Here is a 16,425-nt window from a genome sequence, read left to right as displayed (position 1 = left end):
CGCGCTATCAGATGCGTCTTTGCGCTAGATCAAATCACTCTTCTTCAATTTGGAGCGGCAAGTACCAGCATGGCAGGCTTGCGGGTCGCATTCGCGCCCCTGCCCTTCATCATCGCTGAGCGGGATACTAATCTCGCCTCCGCCGCACAGCGACACAAGCAGTGCGGTCTCTTCTTGCGGCAGCGGTCCCGTCATCAGCGGGACGAGCGCGGCAATGCCAAGCATGGCTTTCATTGCGACTCTTCCCTTTCCTCGTCGATCAGGATGCGGTTTGCCGCCCCATCGAGGTCTTCATACTGACCAGAATTCATCGCCCAGAAGAATGCGGCAAGCCCGCACGCGCCCATCAATAGCGCAATGGGAATAAGGATCAGGAGGCTGGTCATTTCGCCGCTCCATTGAGACGAAGAGAATTGGCGACCACCACGAGGCTGCTCACCGACATGGCAATTGCGGCGATCAAGGGCGTGACATAGCCGAACAGCGCCAGTGGTACTGCAAGCACGTTATAGCATATGGAGAAGGCGAAATTTTGCCGGACAATGCGCATGGTCGCGCGCGCAGCCTTTATCGCAAGAGCGACCGGCATAAGGCGCTCGCCAAGGAACACGGCATCGGCAGCCTGCTTGCTAGCATCACTGGCAGTTCCAGGCGCAATGGAAGCATGCGCGGCTGCAAGCGCGGGACCATCGTTCAAACCGTCGCCGACCATTAGCGGAAAATGACCCGCTTCTTTAAGCGCTCCCAATCGCTCGAGCTTGTCCTTAGGGCTGGCATCGCCCTGCCCCTCGATACCCAATTGCTCTGCGACTATTTCAACCGACGCGCTCCGGTCCCCAGAGATAATCGATGGCTTCATGCCAAGCCTTTGCATCAGGCTGAGTGTTTCTGCGCAATCGCTGCGCAGCGAATCGTGGAAAGGAATGAGATGTCGCTGATTGCCAACCCGCAATTCGCTCACCAGACCAGAAGATCCTGGCTCGAGAGATGCAGATAAGGGCCGACCGAGCGCAACGTCCTGCCCTCCCCAAGATCCGCAAATTCCTTCGCCAGGAACTTCGGCGATGGCGGAAAGCGAAGCAGGCTCAATCCTGTTGGCCTGGAGTTGCTTGGCAATGCCCTTGCTCAGCGGATGCGTGCTCGACTGGGCGAGAGCCAATGCCACTGATTTATGCGCTTCGCTTAGATGGGAGAATTTGGGCATTGGATCGCCGACCGTTAGCGTGCCGGTCTTGTCCATCAGAGCAACATCGCATTCGGCCAATCGCTCAAGCGCGCTACCGTCTTTGATGAGCAAACCGCGTTTTAGGAGGGCACCTGAGGCGACCACTTGAGCAGTGGGCACGGCGAGGCCCATTGCGCAGGGACAAGTGATAATCAGAACGGCGATCGCAATGATGAGCGACTGATGCCAGCCCGCGCCCGCAATCATCCAGCCAACAAACGCAAGTGCAGCCAAAGTGTGCACAGCAGGCGCGTAAGCGCGGCTCGCTCGGTCTGCAATGCGCACATAGGAGCTCCGCGACTGCCCGGCCTCATCCATCAACCGAGCAATATCGGCGATTGCAGTGTCCTCTGCAGTGGCTGTCAGCCGGACGCGGATTGGAGCGAGGAGATTTATCGCTCCTGCCAAGACCACGCTGCTTTCAGAGATCGGGTCAGGCGCGCTTTCCCCGGTCAGCATGGAATTGTCGATAGCGCTGATGCCCTCAAGCACCTCGCCATCGGCCGCTAGCGCTTCGCCAGCAGCAACCAATGCGATCATTCCCGGCTCAAGGTCTGCAGATGCGATGGTTTGGGTTGAGCCATCTTCGCGCATAATCTGAGCAGATTTCCCCATCCGCCCCAGAAGTGCACCAATGCCGGCACGTGTCCGATCTCGCATAACAGCATCAAGCGCGCGTCCCGCGAGCAGGAAAAAGAGCAGCATGACAGCGCTTTCAAAATAGGCGTGTTCGCCGCCGGTTGCGGTCTCATAGAGGCTGAGCGCTGTCGCAAGGATAACACCAATCGAAATCGGCACATCCATATTGGTGCGGCGGTGCTTCAAAGCCATCAGAGCTGAGGAGAAAAAGGGCCTGCCCGAATAAGCAATTACTGGAAGCGCGATCAGCGCGGAGAGCCAGTGGAAGAGCTCTCGCGTTGCCCCTTCTGCCCCTGACCAGATGCTCACCGAAAGCAGCATTATGTTCATCATGCCAAAACCGGCCACGCCCAATGCGCGCACAAGCTGCTTGCGTTCGGCATCGTCGGCACCCAGCGGGTTGTCATCCACGGCCTGGGCTTCGAAGCCAATTCCGGCGAGCGCTTCGGTTAGGCCTTTCTCATCTATCGCGGGGCCATATTCGATCGCGACACGCTTGGCCGAGAAGTTGACGCGCGCGCTGGCGATGCCTTCAACTTTCGGTAGCTCGCGCTCAATCTTCGCAATGCAGCCAGCGCACTTTATGCCGGGCACGGTAAAGCGCGCAGAACTAAGCTTGTCAGTGGGAGGAGGAGTAAAGGCGCTTTGCGCGTTCACTTAAAGCTCGCTCTCGCTGGTCCAGATGTCATCGCCAGATGTGATGGATAAACGCATGGTCCAGCGTCCTTGATCGATTGCTTTATCTGATCGGAATGCGCCATCGCCCAAAGGCACGAATGTGAGGCTCGCAAATGCCTGCTTGCCAATCGGGCGGCGCAGCTCTGCGCTAACTTGTGCGCCAGTGGGCACATCCTCGGTGGCGATGGTTACGAAACCTTCGGCATCGCGCTTTGCCGCTGCTTTCCAGCCCAGTGCACGTGAGGCCTCAGCCGCCTCCAGCCAGCCATTAAACTTCTGACTTGCCACGTAGGAGTTCTTCACCACAACACCATGGAAGCCACCAACGGCGAGGCTTGCCATGTAGAAATTGACCGCTGCGACGATGCCGAAGCCAGCGACGAAGATCATTGCCATGTGGCGCCCGGTGAATTGCGATTTAGTCGATTTGGTGCCCATCAATTGGCTCCTGGAAGTGTGAAAGTGGTCCGCTCAATGTCCCGCTCGCGCTGCTCGTCAAGCGACGTAAGCTCAAAGGAGAAAGCGTCCGGTTCGGTGCCGATCGGCACAGTAACGTAAGCGCGCACGATCCGCGTTTCATTGGCCGGTACTGAGATGACCTGGCTCGCAGCAGCGTCCTCGCGACCGATCCGGTCGGTCCACATAACCGACCCAGCTGGAAGGTCTGAAAGGGCTATTTCCATATCACGAGGGCGCGCTTCCATATTGCGCAGTCTCAAAGTGAAGGCGTTGCGCACCGATCCATCCTTCATCAGCATAAATGGCGGATTGCGGTCGGGTGACACAGTCAAATCAGTGTGCGTGCGCGTGCCAAGTGCAAACAGCAATCCCGCACCAATGGCGCCCCAAATGCCAAAATAGACGAACGTTCGCGGTCGTAGCAGCGCCTTCCAGGCAGGTGTTGGTGCGGCACCAGCGGCTTCCGCTTCGCATTGGTCGAGCGTCGCATAGTCGATAAGGCCGCGCGGGCGCCCGATATCCTTCATGACCCGATCGCACGCATCAATGCACAATCCGCACGTGATACAGCCAATTTGCTGGCCTTCGCGAATGTCGATCCCCGTCGGGCAGACAGCCACACATTCACGGCAATCGACACAATCACCATACTTGTCAGGATTTTTCTGGGCCTTCTTAAGACTTCCGCGCTGCTCACCGCGCCAATCCTTGTATGTCACCAGCAGCGACTTCTCATCAAGCATTGCAGCCTGGATTCGCGGCCACGGGCACATATAAATGCAGACTTGCTCACGCATAAAACCGCCCAACCAGAACGTGGTGCCGGTCAGTACCGCGACAGTCATGTAGGCAACTGGCGAGGCCTCCCCCTGGAAAAATTCCACTAATAAGGTCGGAGCATCTGCAAAATAGAGGATCCAAGCACCACCTGTCACGAGGCTGATGAGGAGATACACTCCCCATTTGCTGACGCGGCGCGCGGTCTTCGCCGCTCCCCAAGGAGCCTTATCGAGGCGCATACGGGCGTTGCGATCACCGTCGATAAATCGGTCGATATGCTGAAACAGATCAGTCCACACTGTCTGCGGACAGGCATAGCCGCACCATGCCCTTCCCACCGCGCTTGTCACGAGGAACAGGCCGATGCCTGCCATGATCAGAAGCCCGGCCACAAAGTAGAATTCATGCGGCCAGATTTCGATATCGAACATGTAAAACCGGCGATTGGCCAGATCTATTAACACCGCTTGATCAGGAGCGTAAGGCCCACGATCCCATCTCAGCCACGGCGTGACATAGTAGATGGTCAGAGTGACAATCATAACCAGCCATTTGAATCGCCGGAATGGGCCATCAATGCGCTTGTTATGGACGCTTTTGCGTTTCTCATAGAGCGAGGAGTGGCCCTGCTCAGCCGGCTTCTTAGCGCTACCTGTCTTGTCGAGCGCACGCTCCCATTTACTGCGCTGATCCGTTGGACGTTCAAGTTGGTCAGAGTTGACCATTGTCCTCCGCTCCCTCAGCCGCAGCAACGGTTTCAGCGCCATCTTCTGAGACTTCCGGCGCCTCCTCTACCTCCTGCTCTTGACCCCCGCCGCGCGAATGCACGTATGCGGCCAGCATCTTGATAGTCACCGGATCAAGCTTGTCGCTCCAACCTGGCATCACGCCGTGACGGGGTAGTGCAATTTGTTGCCGAATGCTCGCCTCGCTATCGCCGTAAAGCCAAATGGCATCGTTCAGTGCAGGCGCGCCCTGCAAGGGATCACCCTCGCCATTGGGTTGATGGCAGGCTGCGCAGTTCTGCTCGTAGAGTTCAGCACCCATCGGAGTGCTCTGACCCTTTCCACTGAGCGAGAGGACGTGCGCTGTCACCGCATCAATTTGCACTTTGTCAAAAACACCTTGAAAGGCAGGCATATAGTTGACGCGCGTCTGGTCTGATCCTTCCCACCTGATGCCATGCGTCAGCGTATATTCGAGCGCAGCGAGGTCACCACCCCAGATCCAGTCATCGTCATTGAGGTTGGGATAGCCATATTGCTCATAGCCTGCAGCGCCTGCGCCGTGGCATTGAACGCAATGCTGCTTGAAGGCAGAAGCACCCCCAGAAATAGCTTGCCCTAACAATTCAGGATCAGCGGATAGTTTCGTAATGTCTGTTGCTGCGATCCGTTCGAACACGTCTTGCCTGGCTATCTCCGCATTCGCCATTTCTTCCGCCAATTCACCTCTGCTTGACCAGCCAAGGACTCCATCAGTCGCCTTTTCGACCATTGGCCAAGCAGGATAGAGCACGACATAAACTGCGGCCCAAGCAATGGTGGCGTAAAAGGTCCACAGCCACCAGCGCGGCAGCGGCGTGTTGAGCTCTTCAATCCCGTCCCATTCATGGCCAACGAATTCCGTCCCGGTAGGTTCATCAACCCGATGTTTGTCAGCCATTGTCATCCTCCTCGAAGATCGAGTGCTTGGCTTGCTCAACACCATTGCGGGTGCGCGGAAGGAAGTGCCAGCCGCACAGAATGAGATAGAGTGCGAAGATCATCACCAGCCCATAGCTGTCGGCGAGGTGGCGCAAGGTTTCGTACAGACTCATCGACCCAACTCCTCTGCGAGTTCGGTCTGGGCAGCTGCGCTGTCGACATCGACAAGCGTTCCCAGCATTTGCAAGTAGGCCACGAGCGCGTCCATTTCAGTCACCCTGGTTGGATCGCCGTCATAATCGCGGATTTGCGACTTGGGGTAACGTTCCTGCAGATCACCGGCATCCAATTCAGGATCAGCCTGTGCGAACATATCATTCTCCGCCATTTCGATATCAATTGCGCTGTAGGGCACACCAACCCGCTGCAAGGCGGTGAGGTTGGCAGAGATATCGGCGACTTGCAGCGGCGTTTCGGCAAGGAAGCTATAGCTCGGCATAATGCTCTGCGGCACAACGCTTTGCGGGTTCTTTAGGTGCTGAACATGCCATTCGTCCGAATAGCGACCACCTACGCGAGCCAGGTCCGGCCCCGTGCGCTTTGATCCCCATTGGAACGGGTGATCATACATGCTTTCAGCGGCAAGCGAGTAGTGGCCATAGCGCTCCACCTCGTCGCGGAATGGGCGGATCATCTGGCTGTGACAGGTGTAGCAGCCTTCTCGAATATATATGTCACGCCCAGCCTGTTCCAACGGCGTGTAAGGACGCATACCCTCCACTTCTTCAATCGTATTATCGATCCAGAACAGCGGGGCGATTTCGACAACGCCACCAATGGCGACTGTCACCAAGGTTGCCGCCGCCAAGAGAGTGACGTTCTTTTCAAGCTTCTTATGGCCCTCAAAGGCGCCCTGATCAGGTGAGGTCGTGCTCATCGTATGGCTCCTTATTCAGCAGGTTGCGCTTGGGGTTGTGCAGGAAGCGGTCGATCAGCCCGCTCGTCGTACTCCATGTCGCTCATCGGCGCTTCGTCGCGCTGGTATCCGGCGATCGTCATCCAGATATTGTACGCCATGATGATAGCACCGGAGAGGTAAAGCAGGCCGCCGGTGGCGCGCATAAGATACATCGGATGAAGCGCCGCCACGCTGTCAATGAAGCTGTTTACCAGATATCCGTCAGAGCCATACTCGCGCCACATCAGGCCCTGAGTGATCCCGGCCACCCACATGCTGGCCGCGTAAAGAACGATCCCCAGTGTCGCGAGCCAGAAGTGCCAATTGATCATACGCAGCGAATAGAGCCGTTCTTTCTTCCAAAGCTTGGGGACAAGGAAATAAACACAGGCAAACGTGATCATGCCATTCCATCCAAGGGCGCCGGAGTGGACGTGGCCAATTGTCCAGTCGGTGTAGTGCGAAAGGCTGTTCACCGCTTTGATTGAGAGCATTGGCCCTTCGAATGTGCTCATGCCGTAAAAGGCGAGCGCCATCACCATCATGCGGATTATAGGATCGGTGCGGATTTTGTCCCATGCGCCGTTGAGCGTCATCAGGCCATTGATCATCCCGCCCCAGCTCGGCATCCACAGCATGATCGAAAACACCATGCCCAAGGTCTGCGCCCAGTCAGGCAGCGCGGTGTAGTGCAAGTGGTGCGGCCCTGCCCAAATGTAGAGGAAGATCAGCGACCAGAAGTGAATGATCGACAGGCGGTAGGAATAGACCGGCCGGTTCGCCTGTTTCGGGACGAAGTAATACATCATCGCCAAGAAGCCGGCGGTAAGGAAGAAACCGACTGCGTTGTGGCCATACCACCACTGCGTCAGCGCATCCTGAACCCCTGCAAAAGCCGAATAGCTGCGCGATCCCAAAAGACTTACGGGCATCGCAAGGTTGTTCACCACATGCAGCATCGCGACAGTGATAATGAAAGCGAGGAAGAACCAGTTGGCAACGTAAATGTGCGGCTCTTTTCGCTTAAGCAAGGTCGCAACAAAAACCACAAGGTATGCGACCCAAACCACCGTCAACCACAAGTCGACATACCATTCGGGCTCTGCATATTCCTTCGACTGGGTCACGCCAAGCAGATACCCGGTGGCCGCCAGCACGATGAATAATTGATAGCCCCAGAACACGAACCGAGCGAGTGAAGGCAAGGCCAGCGTTGTACGGCACGTGCGCTGAACTACATAAAAACTGGTCGCGAGCAGGGCGTTACCCCCGAATGCGAAGATGACCGCCGATGTATGCAACGGACGCACGCGCCCAAAGGTCAGGTACGGTTCAAGATTAAGGATCGGGAATGCCATCTGCAGAGCGATAAAGAGCCCTGCGGCAAGACCAGCGAGCCCCCAGAACATCGTCGCGATTACACCCCAGCGCACTACATCGTCATCGTAGCGCTCAGGACCAGGCGGCATTCGGAATATGCTCTGAGCCTTTTTCAGAGGATCGAAGCTGCCCAAAGTTGCCACCATCATGATAGCAATGGCAACACCGACAATTGTCATGTGAACCGCAAATCCTGCGTCTTGCGCACCTGCGATGGCAGCGATGACAGCTATTAGGATGAGCGAATAGACGCCCAGCCGACCCAGTACAGCTTCCATAATGTCGATCCCTTTTTGATCTGCGCCTTCATTGCCGACGAAGATCGATCCCGTATTTGACTCAAATCAAACTGGCGCGAACTTTGCGCCTCATTTTCCTTTCATTTGCCGAAGCAGCATTCATTCAGCGCCACTAGGTCGGAGGAATGAGCCCGAAAAAACCGTCCAACGCGCTCTCACCTGTCAACTTGGCTGGACACTTGCTATCCTGATGAAGATCGAACTTCATTGATCTGGATCAATTTTCGAAATTAAATCAGGCGGCTACCTGCATATGCCCAGCGCGCGCATTCAATTCCACACGATTGAGCAGCAATATCTGAGAACGGCCCGGAGTTTCGATAAGTCCTTCAGAACGCAGTTCGGTGAGTTGGCGACTGATTGTTTCTATTGTCAGTCCAAGGCTGTCTCCAATATCACGTCGCGACATCGGCAAGTCCAACGCCACTCCTTTATCGCAGGCCACACCAATTCGGTCTCCCATCGCTATCAGAAAGCTCGAAAGCCTCTCCTGCGCCGTCTTTCGGCCTAGAGTAATGGTCTTCTCTCGGCACCGCGAAAGCGCTTGCAATGCACGATCCAGCATGGTCGCAACGATGACCGCTTCTTCTTGGGCCAATTGGAAAAACCTGTCTGCGGGGAAGTAAATTAGCTCGCAATCGACCAGCGCAATCAAGGAATAAGCATGGGCTGCTCGTGCCGGTACTGACACTAGATCACCCTCAAAGTTGAACGCCACGATTTGCTCGCGCCCATGCGATGCCTGAGCGACCAGTTTTGTGCTTCCCCGCGCAATAAAGACCATCTGATCGTGGCCGCTACCCGTGAACGGCGCATCACCACACCTAGCGCTTACATAGCGAGCCAGTGACTGAAACTTCAGGTGAGTTGCATCCGATATACTCATGGGAAGGATGTCGGTCGCGAACCGTTCAAACAGATCGGGAAACGTCATGGCCTCATGCCCCAAATTCCTCCGCCTCGGCAGGACAAGGGTTGTTCTGGGCTAAGGCCAGTCTGATCACATTGATCTGGATCAATGCAGGCCAATCTTCGAAATAGTAGCCCGCCGAAGTCAGCAAACATCCTGGGCCACGTCGGGTGGCCACTGCTGCCATGGGATCGAAAAGCATGATCGACGCACGGATCATTATAGTCCGGCCTAGGCCATTCGGTCTGCCATTTGGCCGACGACAGAACCAAGTCAAATCTCAGAAAGCAAATCCAGCTTTTCCTCAAAGAAACAGTTTTAACCAAGGAATATTCGACATGAGAAAAACTCTACTCTTCGCCGGAACAGTTGCACTCGCGACGATGAGTACACCTGCTCTGGCTCAGGATGATGCTGGGAATATCCAGATCAAACTTCTGGGAACTGCAGTGCTGCCTGACGGCGAAATCGATCAGACCAACGTTGACCTTGTTGGAATCACGGACGGCCTCCAGACAAAGGCTAATGACAATGTCGTCCCGACAATCGCCGCAGAATACTTCATTACCAACAACTTCTCTATTGAGACGATCGCTGGAACCACACAGCATGATGTCGATGCGACTGCCGGACTTCCCGACGGCACTGAGCTGGTTTCGGACGGTCTTCTGCTACCCGCGACAGTGACAGCAAAGGCGCATTTCGATCTTGGCGGCGTGAAGCCCTACGTTGGTGCCGGTGCAGCCTATTTCATCTGGCTCGATGTCGATGATACCGCCGCAGGCACCGCACCTCTTGGTGTGACGAACACGACCTTGTCGGATGAATTTGGTTTCGTTCTTCAGGCCGGTCTCGATGCGCCCGTCGGCGATAGCGGTTTCGGCGTAAGCCTTGATGCAAAACGCTATTTCATCGGGACGACTGCTCGCTGGTTCGTTGGCGACACGCTGGTGATCGAGAATGACCACGATCTTGACCCGTGGGTGCTTAGCGCAGGCGTTTCGTACCGCTTTTGATAGCCACTGCGTCATGCTACCATTGTCGTCAGGGCGATGATGGGAGGTGTCACGTGGAGAACATTGGCAATACCAATCAAAAACCGCTCGCGACGGCCGGCGAACTGACAATCTCAGATCTTTTTGCGGCCTTGCGAGCGGGCTGGAGCGACTTTCGGGCCAAGCCGCAATATGGCCTGTGTTTCGGCGCCGTATTTGCTCTTTCCGGTCTTCTTCTCATTTACGCGATGATCGGGTGGAGCGAGATTTCATGGCTTATTCCGGCCGCGGCTGGCTTCCCCTTACTCGCTCCCTTTACGGCGGTTGGGCTTTACGAAGTGAGCCGTCGCCGCGAATCCAGCCTGGCGATGAGTTGGCCAGATGTTCTGCGAGCGATCAAAGGCCGCGACGATGATCAGATCCTGAGTATGGGAGTGATCATCTTCGTGGGATTTGGTTTCTGGGTGATCATCGCACACCTCGTCTTCTCGATCTTTCTGGTCGAAGCGGGTGCAGGATCAGAATCACTGGCATTCTTGTTAACCCCAGCAGGAATGCAGATGCTGCTGGTAGGCAGTGTTTTTGGAGCGGTCATAGCGCTCGTATTCTTCGTAATCACGGTCTTCAGCCTGCCCATGCTTGTAGAGCAGCGGGTTGATTTCATCAGCGCAATCCTTGCCAGTTTACGCATCTTCCGAGCGAACACTTCGGTGCTTCTCGTTTGGGCGTTCATGATCGCGGCCATGCTATTCCTCGCGATGATCCCAGCGTTTCTGGGTTTGCTGGTCGTTCTGCCCGTACTTGGTCATTCCACATGGCACCTCTATCGGAGGGTTGGCTCGGAGCCTTGAGAAGTCTCTTACTGTGCTGCGGCAAGGCGCTCCCATGTCCAATTGCGCTTTGCTAGTAGCTAAGACGCACAACAACCCAATCGATGCAAAGTGCTCTGTATCTGGCTAACAAATTGGCCCGTGCAGGTCACAGGATCTGTAGAGTTGGAGTGCCCGCTCTAAGCTTTCCAAAAAAACTTATGAAAAAATGCCGATGGTGGAAGTCACAAAGGAAGCTGTCTCCGATCAATTTGCGTTTTGCACCCCAAAAGCGGGCTGTCGGGTTCGGAGCACAACGAGTGTCAAAGCAGCCATTCAGCCAACGATTCAGTTTCGGACGTCGAAATCGACGTGACAAGAGCGAACGGGCCGCGTAACCGCTCACGCGAATGCCGATGATACAGCATATCACGAGCCGGTTGCGTTATGCTTTGCTTTTCCTGCTTTTCGCAAGCCTAGGTCTAAACTCGCTAGCACCTGCGGGATACATGATTGCGACCTCCGAAAGCGGATGGCCATCTGTCTTTATCTGCCCTGATACTCATCCGCTCGGACGCACCGCCAAGCCTCAAATCGATCAAAGCATGATGGATCATGCGAACATGGATCATGCGAACATGGGTCATGGTGAAGGCGATGGCTCATCTAGCAATCAGTCTAAGGACTGCGCCCTTGCTGGCATCAACAAGCTCGCGACTGGCGCAAATGATCCGGTCATCCTTGGTTTGGCGCTGGCGTTCACACTCCTACTTGGCCTTGCGCCGCGCACGCCCATCTGTCTGCCAAGGCTTTCCAATCTTCGCCCGCCTCTGCGCGGCCCACCATCCTTTACCTGAGAAACCCCAAACAAAGCACGGCTTAGATGCCGTTCGGTTTCTTGCGCTTGAGCATCGCCGCTCTTGCGCGTGCGTAAGGATAAGATATGAAACGTACCCTCTTCCCGGCGCTTCTTGCCGGAACTATGCTTTCTGCTGCCTCGCCAGCATTCGCCCAAGAAAACAACGCTGAAAACATTGAACGGGGCGGTTGGACGCCCGGCGACATCACCGTCATCGGTGAGCGTGATGCCTACTCGGTCGATCAAGCAACCGCGACGCGAACTCCTGTTCCTCTCAACGAGGTGCCCCAATCGATCCAGGTGCTGACTGAGCAGCTGATCGAGGATCAGGAACTCGTCACGCTCGACGAAGCTCTTCGCAACGTCTCAGGTGTAGTCCCTTCGCTGCCATCCGAACTCGTACTCGCCAACCCGATTGTGCGCGGCTTTGAGGCAGAAATCTTCACTGATGGGCTTATCGGATATGGCGACACAGCGGTTATCGACCCCGGTAGCCTCTGGAATGTCGAGCGGATAGAAGTCGCTAAAGGTCCTACGTCTACGCTGTTCGGAGGCGGCACCGGATCGCCAGTGGGCGGCCTTATCAATCTTGTCTCAAAGACCGCGAATGGCGAGGACAACGTCAAAGGCAGGGTGCGGTTCGGTAGCTTTGAGAGCTATTCGGCGGCAGTCGATCTGGGCGCAGCCCTGACCGATACGCTGTCCGCGCGTGTCGTTGGTGAATACCAATCGACTGAGGACAATATTGACGTGGTCGATATTGAACGGCTGCTAATTTCGCCCTCGATCCGCTGGGCTCCGTCGCCCGACACCGAAGTGGTTGGACGCTTCACTTACAGCGAGATTGACCAGCTCGAATATGCGGGTCTTCCCGCGATCTTTCAGGACGACCCGCGCGTTGATCCGGATCGTTTCACGGGCTCGACGAATGCGCCCAACACCAATGTCCAGAACCTAACTGCGCAATTAGAATGGACGCAACGGCTGTCCGATGGCCTGACCTTCAACCTACGCGGGAGGCGATACGAGAACGACTTTCGCGAGTTTGCCTCATCGCCGTTTCTCGCCTTCTTTCCTTGCGGCGCAGCCTCCGGTCTGAGCGATACATCCTGCCCTCAAATTCGCGGGCAATTGCCTGCGAGCGTTGATGAATGGACAGTCGACGGCTCACTGACTGCCGAATTCACAACCGGCGCAATCGAACACGTCATTCTCGGCGGGGTGCAGTGGGATCAGGCGGATTACAACGCGGCGTCGGGTTTTGATCTCTTCAATGTCTTTCCGTTCGACTACGCCAATCCGGCTTCCGATTTCGACTTCTTCCCGGTGCCCGATCTCACGACCTTCCTGACCAATCAATACAACACCTTCGCAGTCTATGCGCAGGACCAGATCACCATTGCTGACAGGGTGCATATTCTCGCCTCGATCCGCTATTCGGAGTTGGGGATCGATGAAATCGTCGGCGGTGCTGGCAACAACGAGACCTATCAGGAATGGGACCCTCGGTTTGGCATCACTTTCGATGTGACCGAAGGGATAAGCCTGTTCGCCGGATATGCGACTGGATCGAGGCTTTCGATCTTCTTCAATGGCGCCGAGCCTCCGCTGCCAGAGCGCAGCGAAAGCTATGAGGCTGGGATCAAGTTCGGTCTCGATGATGTAGGGTTGTCTGGCACGCTGGCCGTCTACAGGATCGACCGCACCAATGTGCCGACACCTGATCCGACGACTTTCTTCACATCAATCCAGACCGGAGAGCAACGCAGCGAGGGCATCGAGGCTGATATTATCTTTGAACCCACACCCGCATTCTCTCTGCTTGCAAGCTATGCCTACACCGACGCGCGCATCATCGAAGACACAGTGATCCCTGCAGGGGACCGGCTCGTGCGAGTGCCGGAGCATCAGGGAAGGATTGCTGCGCGCTACCGGTTCCTGAATGGCAAGCTGGCTGGGTTGGAATTTGGTGCGGGTCTTACCGGTGCAAGCGACACTGTCATCACCCTACCCAATGGCGCTGAGGTCGATGGATATGTCGTGACCGATGCGCAGTTGGCTTACAAATGGGATAATGTGCGGCTTGGGTTCAGATTCGATAACATTTTCAATGCCGACTATTTCGTTCCCTACCAATACTTCGCGCAAGATGTGGTGCGTCCGGGCAATCCACGTTCCGCCTTTATCACACTCGGTTTCGAACTCTAGGAAAGGACAAAGGCAATGACGATCAACAGAAGAGCGCTCTTGAGCGGAATGACCGGAGCAGCGATGCTTGCGCCATTCCTAGCGATTGAACGGGCCATGGCCCAACATGCCGGCCACGGCGATCACAGCGGGCATACCAGCGCAAAGGGCTCCCCCTCGCTTGAAGAACAACAGGCGATGAAAGCGCGTCACGATAAGCTGATGACCGAGCTGTATGGAGACAACCTGTTCAAGAACGAAGAAGTCGCGATGCTGCTCTATCCCGGCTTCACAGCGCTCGATCTTGTTGGGCCGCATTACTTCTTTGCCTGCATGTTCGGAGCAAAGGTGCACCTCGTGACGACCGAGCCTGATCTAAAACCGGTGGCGTCCGACCTCGGACTTGCAATCGCACCGACTGTCACGCTGGAAGAAACGCCTGCCGATCTCGACGTCCTATTCATGCCCGGCGGTACGAAAGGCACGCTGGACGTGATGAACTCGGAACGGATCATGGACTGGGTTAAAGACAGGGCCTCGCGCGCCAAGAATATCACCAGTGTGTGCACGGGCTCAATGATCCTTGCGAAAGCTGGATTGCTGGACGGAAAGAAGGCGACGTCGCACTGGGCGACCTTCCCGATTCTAGCCGACTATGGAGCGATCCCTACCGACGAACGCGTCGTGCAAGACGGCAACATCCTCACCGGTGCAGGCGTCTCAGCGGGCCTCGATTTCGCTATCGCACTGGTCGAGCAGCTTCGAGGGCGCAAGTATGCTGAAACATTGGTGCTTCAGGCCGAATATGACCCTGAACCACCCATCAAAGCGGGAAGCCTCGCGGATGCTTCCGAGGATGTTGGCGAGATGATGGAGCTGATGTTCAGCCCCGTCGCGCAAGAGTTCCGAGCACTAGCTGCTTCCTAGACTAGGAGTGCTGGACGAGAGTCTTCCATGTTCGCTCGTTCAGCACTTGCTCCTACTGGGCAAAGTCCGCTTTCACCGTCCAGCTTCGGTCATCGAGCGAGGCCTCAAGCCGGGCCGGAAGCGGTTGGTCCACTTTTAGGAGGGACCGCCGCGAAAGCGGACGCGACACTCACCCGTCTAAACCTCGCTTACATACGAGAGTTCAAACGCGACCTCGATATCGACGACGGGGCAGCGGACAGTTGTTTCGATCTTCGTGTGCCCGAGCGAGATCTGTGCCGCTCGTAGATGAGTGCAACCTTAGTTCGTCTTAGCAAGCGCGTGCCATAATCTCGCGGTCGCAATCCTATAGCGCTAACTCATTCATCAACGAGGTGAGCGTGTTCTTTGCGCCGACTATCCCCCCGGCGTTCCTAGATTGCCGTCCCATCTAAGCGGGATGATAGCGTGAATAGCCCATTTCTTGCCTCCTTCGATCAGAATGATCGCCAAAGACCTATCAGCTACTCTCTAGCTGTTATCTGCGAGATCGAAGTTAGGATACGATGCGGGATCGCTCGGGTACGGAGGCGCGCGGAGGGCAGAATGTCTAGACTCAAAATGCCTCCGTTGGAATCCCGATAGTAATCACAGGATCGCCTTCGCGCATCGATGGGCCGCGTTTGCCGTACAGCGCATACCCGTCAATCGGTGAGTAGAGCCTCTGAACTTCTTTGCCGGTGTAGTCGCGGATTGTCCCAATCAGGTCTCCCTCGAACACATAACGGCGATCCAGATCGACAGGGTAGTAGATTCCGGAATGTTCTGCACGTACCGCAGTTGAGCTCTCGAAATACCGCACGGCGGGAGGAACGTTGGTGCGAGGTTTGTCCCACATGCCCAATATGCCGAGGGCGTTTTGAACGCCGGTCGCGACCCGTTCTGCGTGCTCTTCTAAACGACTGCCATTCTCGCCAAGTTCCACCAGGATGGTGGGGATGCCTGCGGCGACGCCCTGTCGGTTGAGCGAGCGGCGCGTGTCCACTTGCTCTTGCGTGTTCATTTTGTATTGCACCAGATTGGGGAAGCCAAAACCGCGCGCGACCTCTAGTGCGAGGTCGAAATCAGTAGCAAGCGGCCCGCCATAAACACCTACAAATGGCTCCAAAAACTCACCCGCGTCACCTGAATGCAAGTCCATCAGGAAGTCTGCGCGTGCCACAACTTCCCGTGATATCAGATCAGCAATACGCTCGGTCGACGTGCCATCTGGGCTGCCGGGAAAGCTGCGATTGAGGTTCTTCCGATCAACTGGATTTAAGTGCGGTGTGCGATATTCAAACGAAGGAATATTGGCGATCCGCACAAATATGATTGTGCCAGACAAATCCGTCGGATCAATTCGATCTGGCAATCGATCGACCGCAAGGATGGATGAGAACTCAAATCCATGAACGCCTGCTACGGTGGCTAAGACCGGGCCTTCCTCATCGCCGTGAAGAACGGTTACGGGAATGAAGCTTTCCAGTTCATCTCCGCGTGCTGGGACGGTGATCCGAAAGTCCGCTCGCGTGCCCGGAGCGACGCTCTGATCGGCGATGGTTAGCGCATTTGGCTCTTGGGCGAAGGCGGCGGGTGCTAACATCAAAGCAATGCAGCACAGGGCGAGGCTTGAGAAGCTTTTCAGCATATTTG

Annotated in this window: 17 protein-coding genes; 5 read left to right on the top strand and 12 right to left on the bottom strand. The window is 55.9% G+C overall.

Annotated elements, in window-relative coordinates; translation table 11 throughout:
- Window positions 1-24: 24 nt before the first annotated feature.
- The 11 genes from AUC45_RS13020 to AUC45_RS16050 all read right to left on the bottom strand — a co-directional run bounded on the left by AUC45_RS13020 (window position 25) and on the right by AUC45_RS16050 (window position 9,194).
- Complete coding sequence (locus AUC45_RS13020; protein ID WP_067603292.1) at window positions 25-234, bottom strand: hypothetical protein; 210 nt, start codon at window positions 232-234, stop codon at window positions 25-27.
- On the bottom strand, window positions 231-386 hold the full coding sequence (gene ccoS / locus AUC45_RS13015) for a cbb3-type cytochrome oxidase assembly protein CcoS (protein ID WP_067603290.1): 156 nt from the start codon (window positions 384-386) through the stop codon (window positions 231-233). The genes AUC45_RS13020 and ccoS overlap by 4 nt, the downstream gene beginning before the upstream one ends.
- Window positions 383-2,521, bottom strand: a complete 2,139-nt coding sequence (locus tag AUC45_RS13010; protein ID WP_067603285.1) for a heavy metal translocating P-type ATPase — start codon at window positions 2,519-2,521, stop codon at window positions 383-385. The genes ccoS and AUC45_RS13010 overlap by 4 nt, the downstream gene beginning before the upstream one ends.
- Window positions 2,522-2,980 (bottom strand): FixH family protein, encoded by a 459-nt coding sequence (locus AUC45_RS13005; RefSeq protein ID WP_067603283.1) that lies wholly within the window; start codon window positions 2,978-2,980, stop codon window positions 2,522-2,524.
- On the bottom strand, window positions 2,980-4,506 hold the full coding sequence (gene ccoG / locus AUC45_RS13000) for a cytochrome c oxidase accessory protein CcoG (RefSeq protein ID WP_082701126.1): 1,527 nt from the start codon (window positions 4,504-4,506) through the stop codon (window positions 2,980-2,982). Before ccoG ends, AUC45_RS13005 begins: the two co-directional genes overlap by 1 nt.
- Entirely contained in the window at window positions 4,493-5,446 is a 954-nt protein-coding gene (ccoP, locus tag AUC45_RS12995) for a cytochrome-c oxidase, cbb3-type subunit III (RefSeq protein WP_067603281.1), read from the bottom strand. The genes ccoG and ccoP overlap by 14 nt, the downstream gene beginning before the upstream one ends.
- Window positions 5,439-5,600 (bottom strand): CcoQ/FixQ family Cbb3-type cytochrome c oxidase assembly chaperone, encoded by a 162-nt coding sequence (locus AUC45_RS12990; protein WP_067603279.1) that lies wholly within the window; start codon window positions 5,598-5,600, stop codon window positions 5,439-5,441. The genes ccoP and AUC45_RS12990 overlap by 8 nt, the downstream gene beginning before the upstream one ends.
- Entirely contained in the window at window positions 5,597-6,364 is a 768-nt protein-coding gene (gene ccoO, locus AUC45_RS12985; RefSeq protein WP_067603277.1) for a cytochrome-c oxidase, cbb3-type subunit II, read from the bottom strand. The genes AUC45_RS12990 and ccoO overlap by 4 nt, the downstream gene beginning before the upstream one ends.
- A gap of 11 nt (window positions 6,365-6,375) precedes the next feature.
- The gene (ccoN, locus tag AUC45_RS12980) at window positions 6,376-8,043 is read right to left on the bottom strand and encodes a cytochrome-c oxidase, cbb3-type subunit I (RefSeq protein ID WP_067603275.1); all 1,668 of its coding nucleotides are present in this window, start codon (window positions 8,041-8,043) and stop codon (window positions 6,376-6,378) included.
- A gap of 256 nt (window positions 8,044-8,299) precedes the next feature.
- A complete protein-coding gene (locus tag AUC45_RS12975) occupies window positions 8,300-8,998 on the bottom strand; it encodes a helix-turn-helix domain-containing protein (RefSeq protein WP_067603273.1) in 699 nt (232 codons plus the stop codon).
- A 4-nt stretch (window positions 8,999-9,002) separates the two neighbouring features.
- Complete coding sequence (locus AUC45_RS16050) at window positions 9,003-9,194, bottom strand: hypothetical protein (protein WP_067603269.1); 192 nt, start codon at window positions 9,192-9,194, stop codon at window positions 9,003-9,005.
- Between the two features lie 118 nt (window positions 9,195-9,312).
- On the opposite strand from AUC45_RS16050, the gene AUC45_RS12965 reads away from it, so the two are divergent.
- The 5 genes from AUC45_RS12965 (at window position 9,313) to AUC45_RS12945 (ending at window position 14,751) form a co-directional block, all read left to right on the top strand.
- Complete coding sequence (locus AUC45_RS12965) at window positions 9,313-9,990, top strand: OmpW family protein (RefSeq protein WP_067603266.1); 678 nt, start codon at window positions 9,313-9,315, stop codon at window positions 9,988-9,990.
- 53 nt (window positions 9,991-10,043) lie between these two features.
- Window positions 10,044-10,820, top strand: coding sequence for a DUF2189 domain-containing protein (locus tag AUC45_RS12960; protein ID WP_233998762.1), 777 nt, complete (start codon window positions 10,044-10,046; stop codon window positions 10,818-10,820).
- Between the two features lie 374 nt (window positions 10,821-11,194).
- Window positions 11,195-11,635 carry a hypothetical protein gene (locus AUC45_RS12955; protein ID WP_067603264.1) on the top strand — a complete coding sequence of 147 codons (441 nt, stop codon included), beginning with the start codon at window positions 11,195-11,197 and terminating at the stop codon, window positions 11,633-11,635.
- An 86-nt stretch (window positions 11,636-11,721) separates the two neighbouring features.
- Window positions 11,722-13,845, top strand: coding sequence for a TonB-dependent siderophore receptor (locus AUC45_RS12950; protein ID WP_067603263.1), 2,124 nt, complete (start codon window positions 11,722-11,724; stop codon window positions 13,843-13,845).
- A gap of 15 nt (window positions 13,846-13,860) precedes the next feature.
- Window positions 13,861-14,751, top strand: a complete 891-nt coding sequence (locus AUC45_RS12945; protein ID WP_067603261.1) for a DJ-1/PfpI family protein — start codon at window positions 13,861-13,863, stop codon at window positions 14,749-14,751.
- Between the two features lie 595 nt (window positions 14,752-15,346).
- On the opposite strand, the gene AUC45_RS12940 is transcribed toward AUC45_RS12945, so the two are convergent.
- The gene (locus tag AUC45_RS12940; protein ID WP_067603259.1) at window positions 15,347-16,420 is read right to left on the bottom strand and encodes a M14 family metallopeptidase; all 1,074 of its coding nucleotides are present in this window, start codon (window positions 16,418-16,420) and stop codon (window positions 15,347-15,349) included.
- Between the last annotated feature and the right edge of the window lie 5 nt (window positions 16,421-16,425).

This window comes from Erythrobacter sp. YT30, from assembly GCF_001542875.1.
In the GTDB taxonomy this organism is placed as follows: Bacteria; Pseudomonadota; Alphaproteobacteria; order Sphingomonadales; family Sphingomonadaceae; genus Erythrobacter.
The sequence above is the reverse complement of the archived record's forward strand: the minus strand, read 5'-3'. Positions and strand labels throughout refer to the sequence as shown.

Bases quoted from the DNA above. Each gene is read 5' to 3' on its own strand.
- AUC45_RS12945 (WP_067603261.1), top strand. From the start codon at position 13,861: ATGACGATCAACAGAAGAGCGCTCTTGAGCGGAATGACCGGAGCAGCG.
- AUC45_RS12965 (WP_067603266.1), top strand. From the start codon at position 9,313: ATGAGAAAAACTCTACTCTTCGCCGGAACAGTTGCACTCGCGACGATG.
- ccoG (WP_082701126.1), bottom strand. From the start codon at position 4,506: ATGGTCAACTCTGACCAACTTGAACGTCCAACGGATCAGCGCAGTAAA.
- ccoO (WP_067603277.1), bottom strand. From the start codon at position 6,364: ATGAGCACGACCTCACCTGATCAGGGCGCCTTTGAGGGCCATAAGAAG.
- ccoS (WP_067603290.1), bottom strand. From the start codon at position 386: ATGACCAGCCTCCTGATCCTTATTCCCATTGCGCTATTGATGGGCGCG.
- AUC45_RS13005 (WP_067603283.1), bottom strand. From the start codon at position 2,980: ATGGGCACCAAATCGACTAAATCGCAATTCACCGGGCGCCACATGGCA.
- ccoN (WP_067603275.1), bottom strand. From the start codon at position 8,043: ATGGAAGCTGTACTGGGTCGGCTGGGCGTCTATTCGCTCATCCTAATA.
- AUC45_RS12940 (WP_067603259.1), bottom strand. From the start codon at position 16,420: ATGCTGAAAAGCTTCTCAAGCCTCGCCCTGTGCTGCATTGCTTTGATG.
- ccoP (WP_067603281.1), bottom strand. From the start codon at position 5,446: ATGGCTGACAAACATCGGGTTGATGAACCTACCGGGACGGAATTCGTT.
- AUC45_RS12975 (WP_067603273.1), bottom strand. From the start codon at position 8,998: ATGACGTTTCCCGATCTGTTTGAACGGTTCGCGACCGACATCCTTCCC.
- AUC45_RS16050 (WP_067603269.1), bottom strand. From the start codon at position 9,194: ATGATCCGTGCGTCGATCATGCTTTTCGATCCCATGGCAGCAGTGGCC.
- AUC45_RS13020 (WP_067603292.1), bottom strand. From the start codon at position 234: ATGAAAGCCATGCTTGGCATTGCCGCGCTCGTCCCGCTGATGACGGGA.
- AUC45_RS12990 (WP_067603279.1), bottom strand. From the start codon at position 5,600: ATGAGTCTGTACGAAACCTTGCGCCACCTCGCCGACAGCTATGGGCTG.
- AUC45_RS12955 (WP_067603264.1), top strand. From the start codon at position 11,195: ATGATACAGCATATCACGAGCCGGTTGCGTTATGCTTTGCTTTTCCTG.
- AUC45_RS12950 (WP_067603263.1), top strand. From the start codon at position 11,722: ATGAAACGTACCCTCTTCCCGGCGCTTCTTGCCGGAACTATGCTTTCT.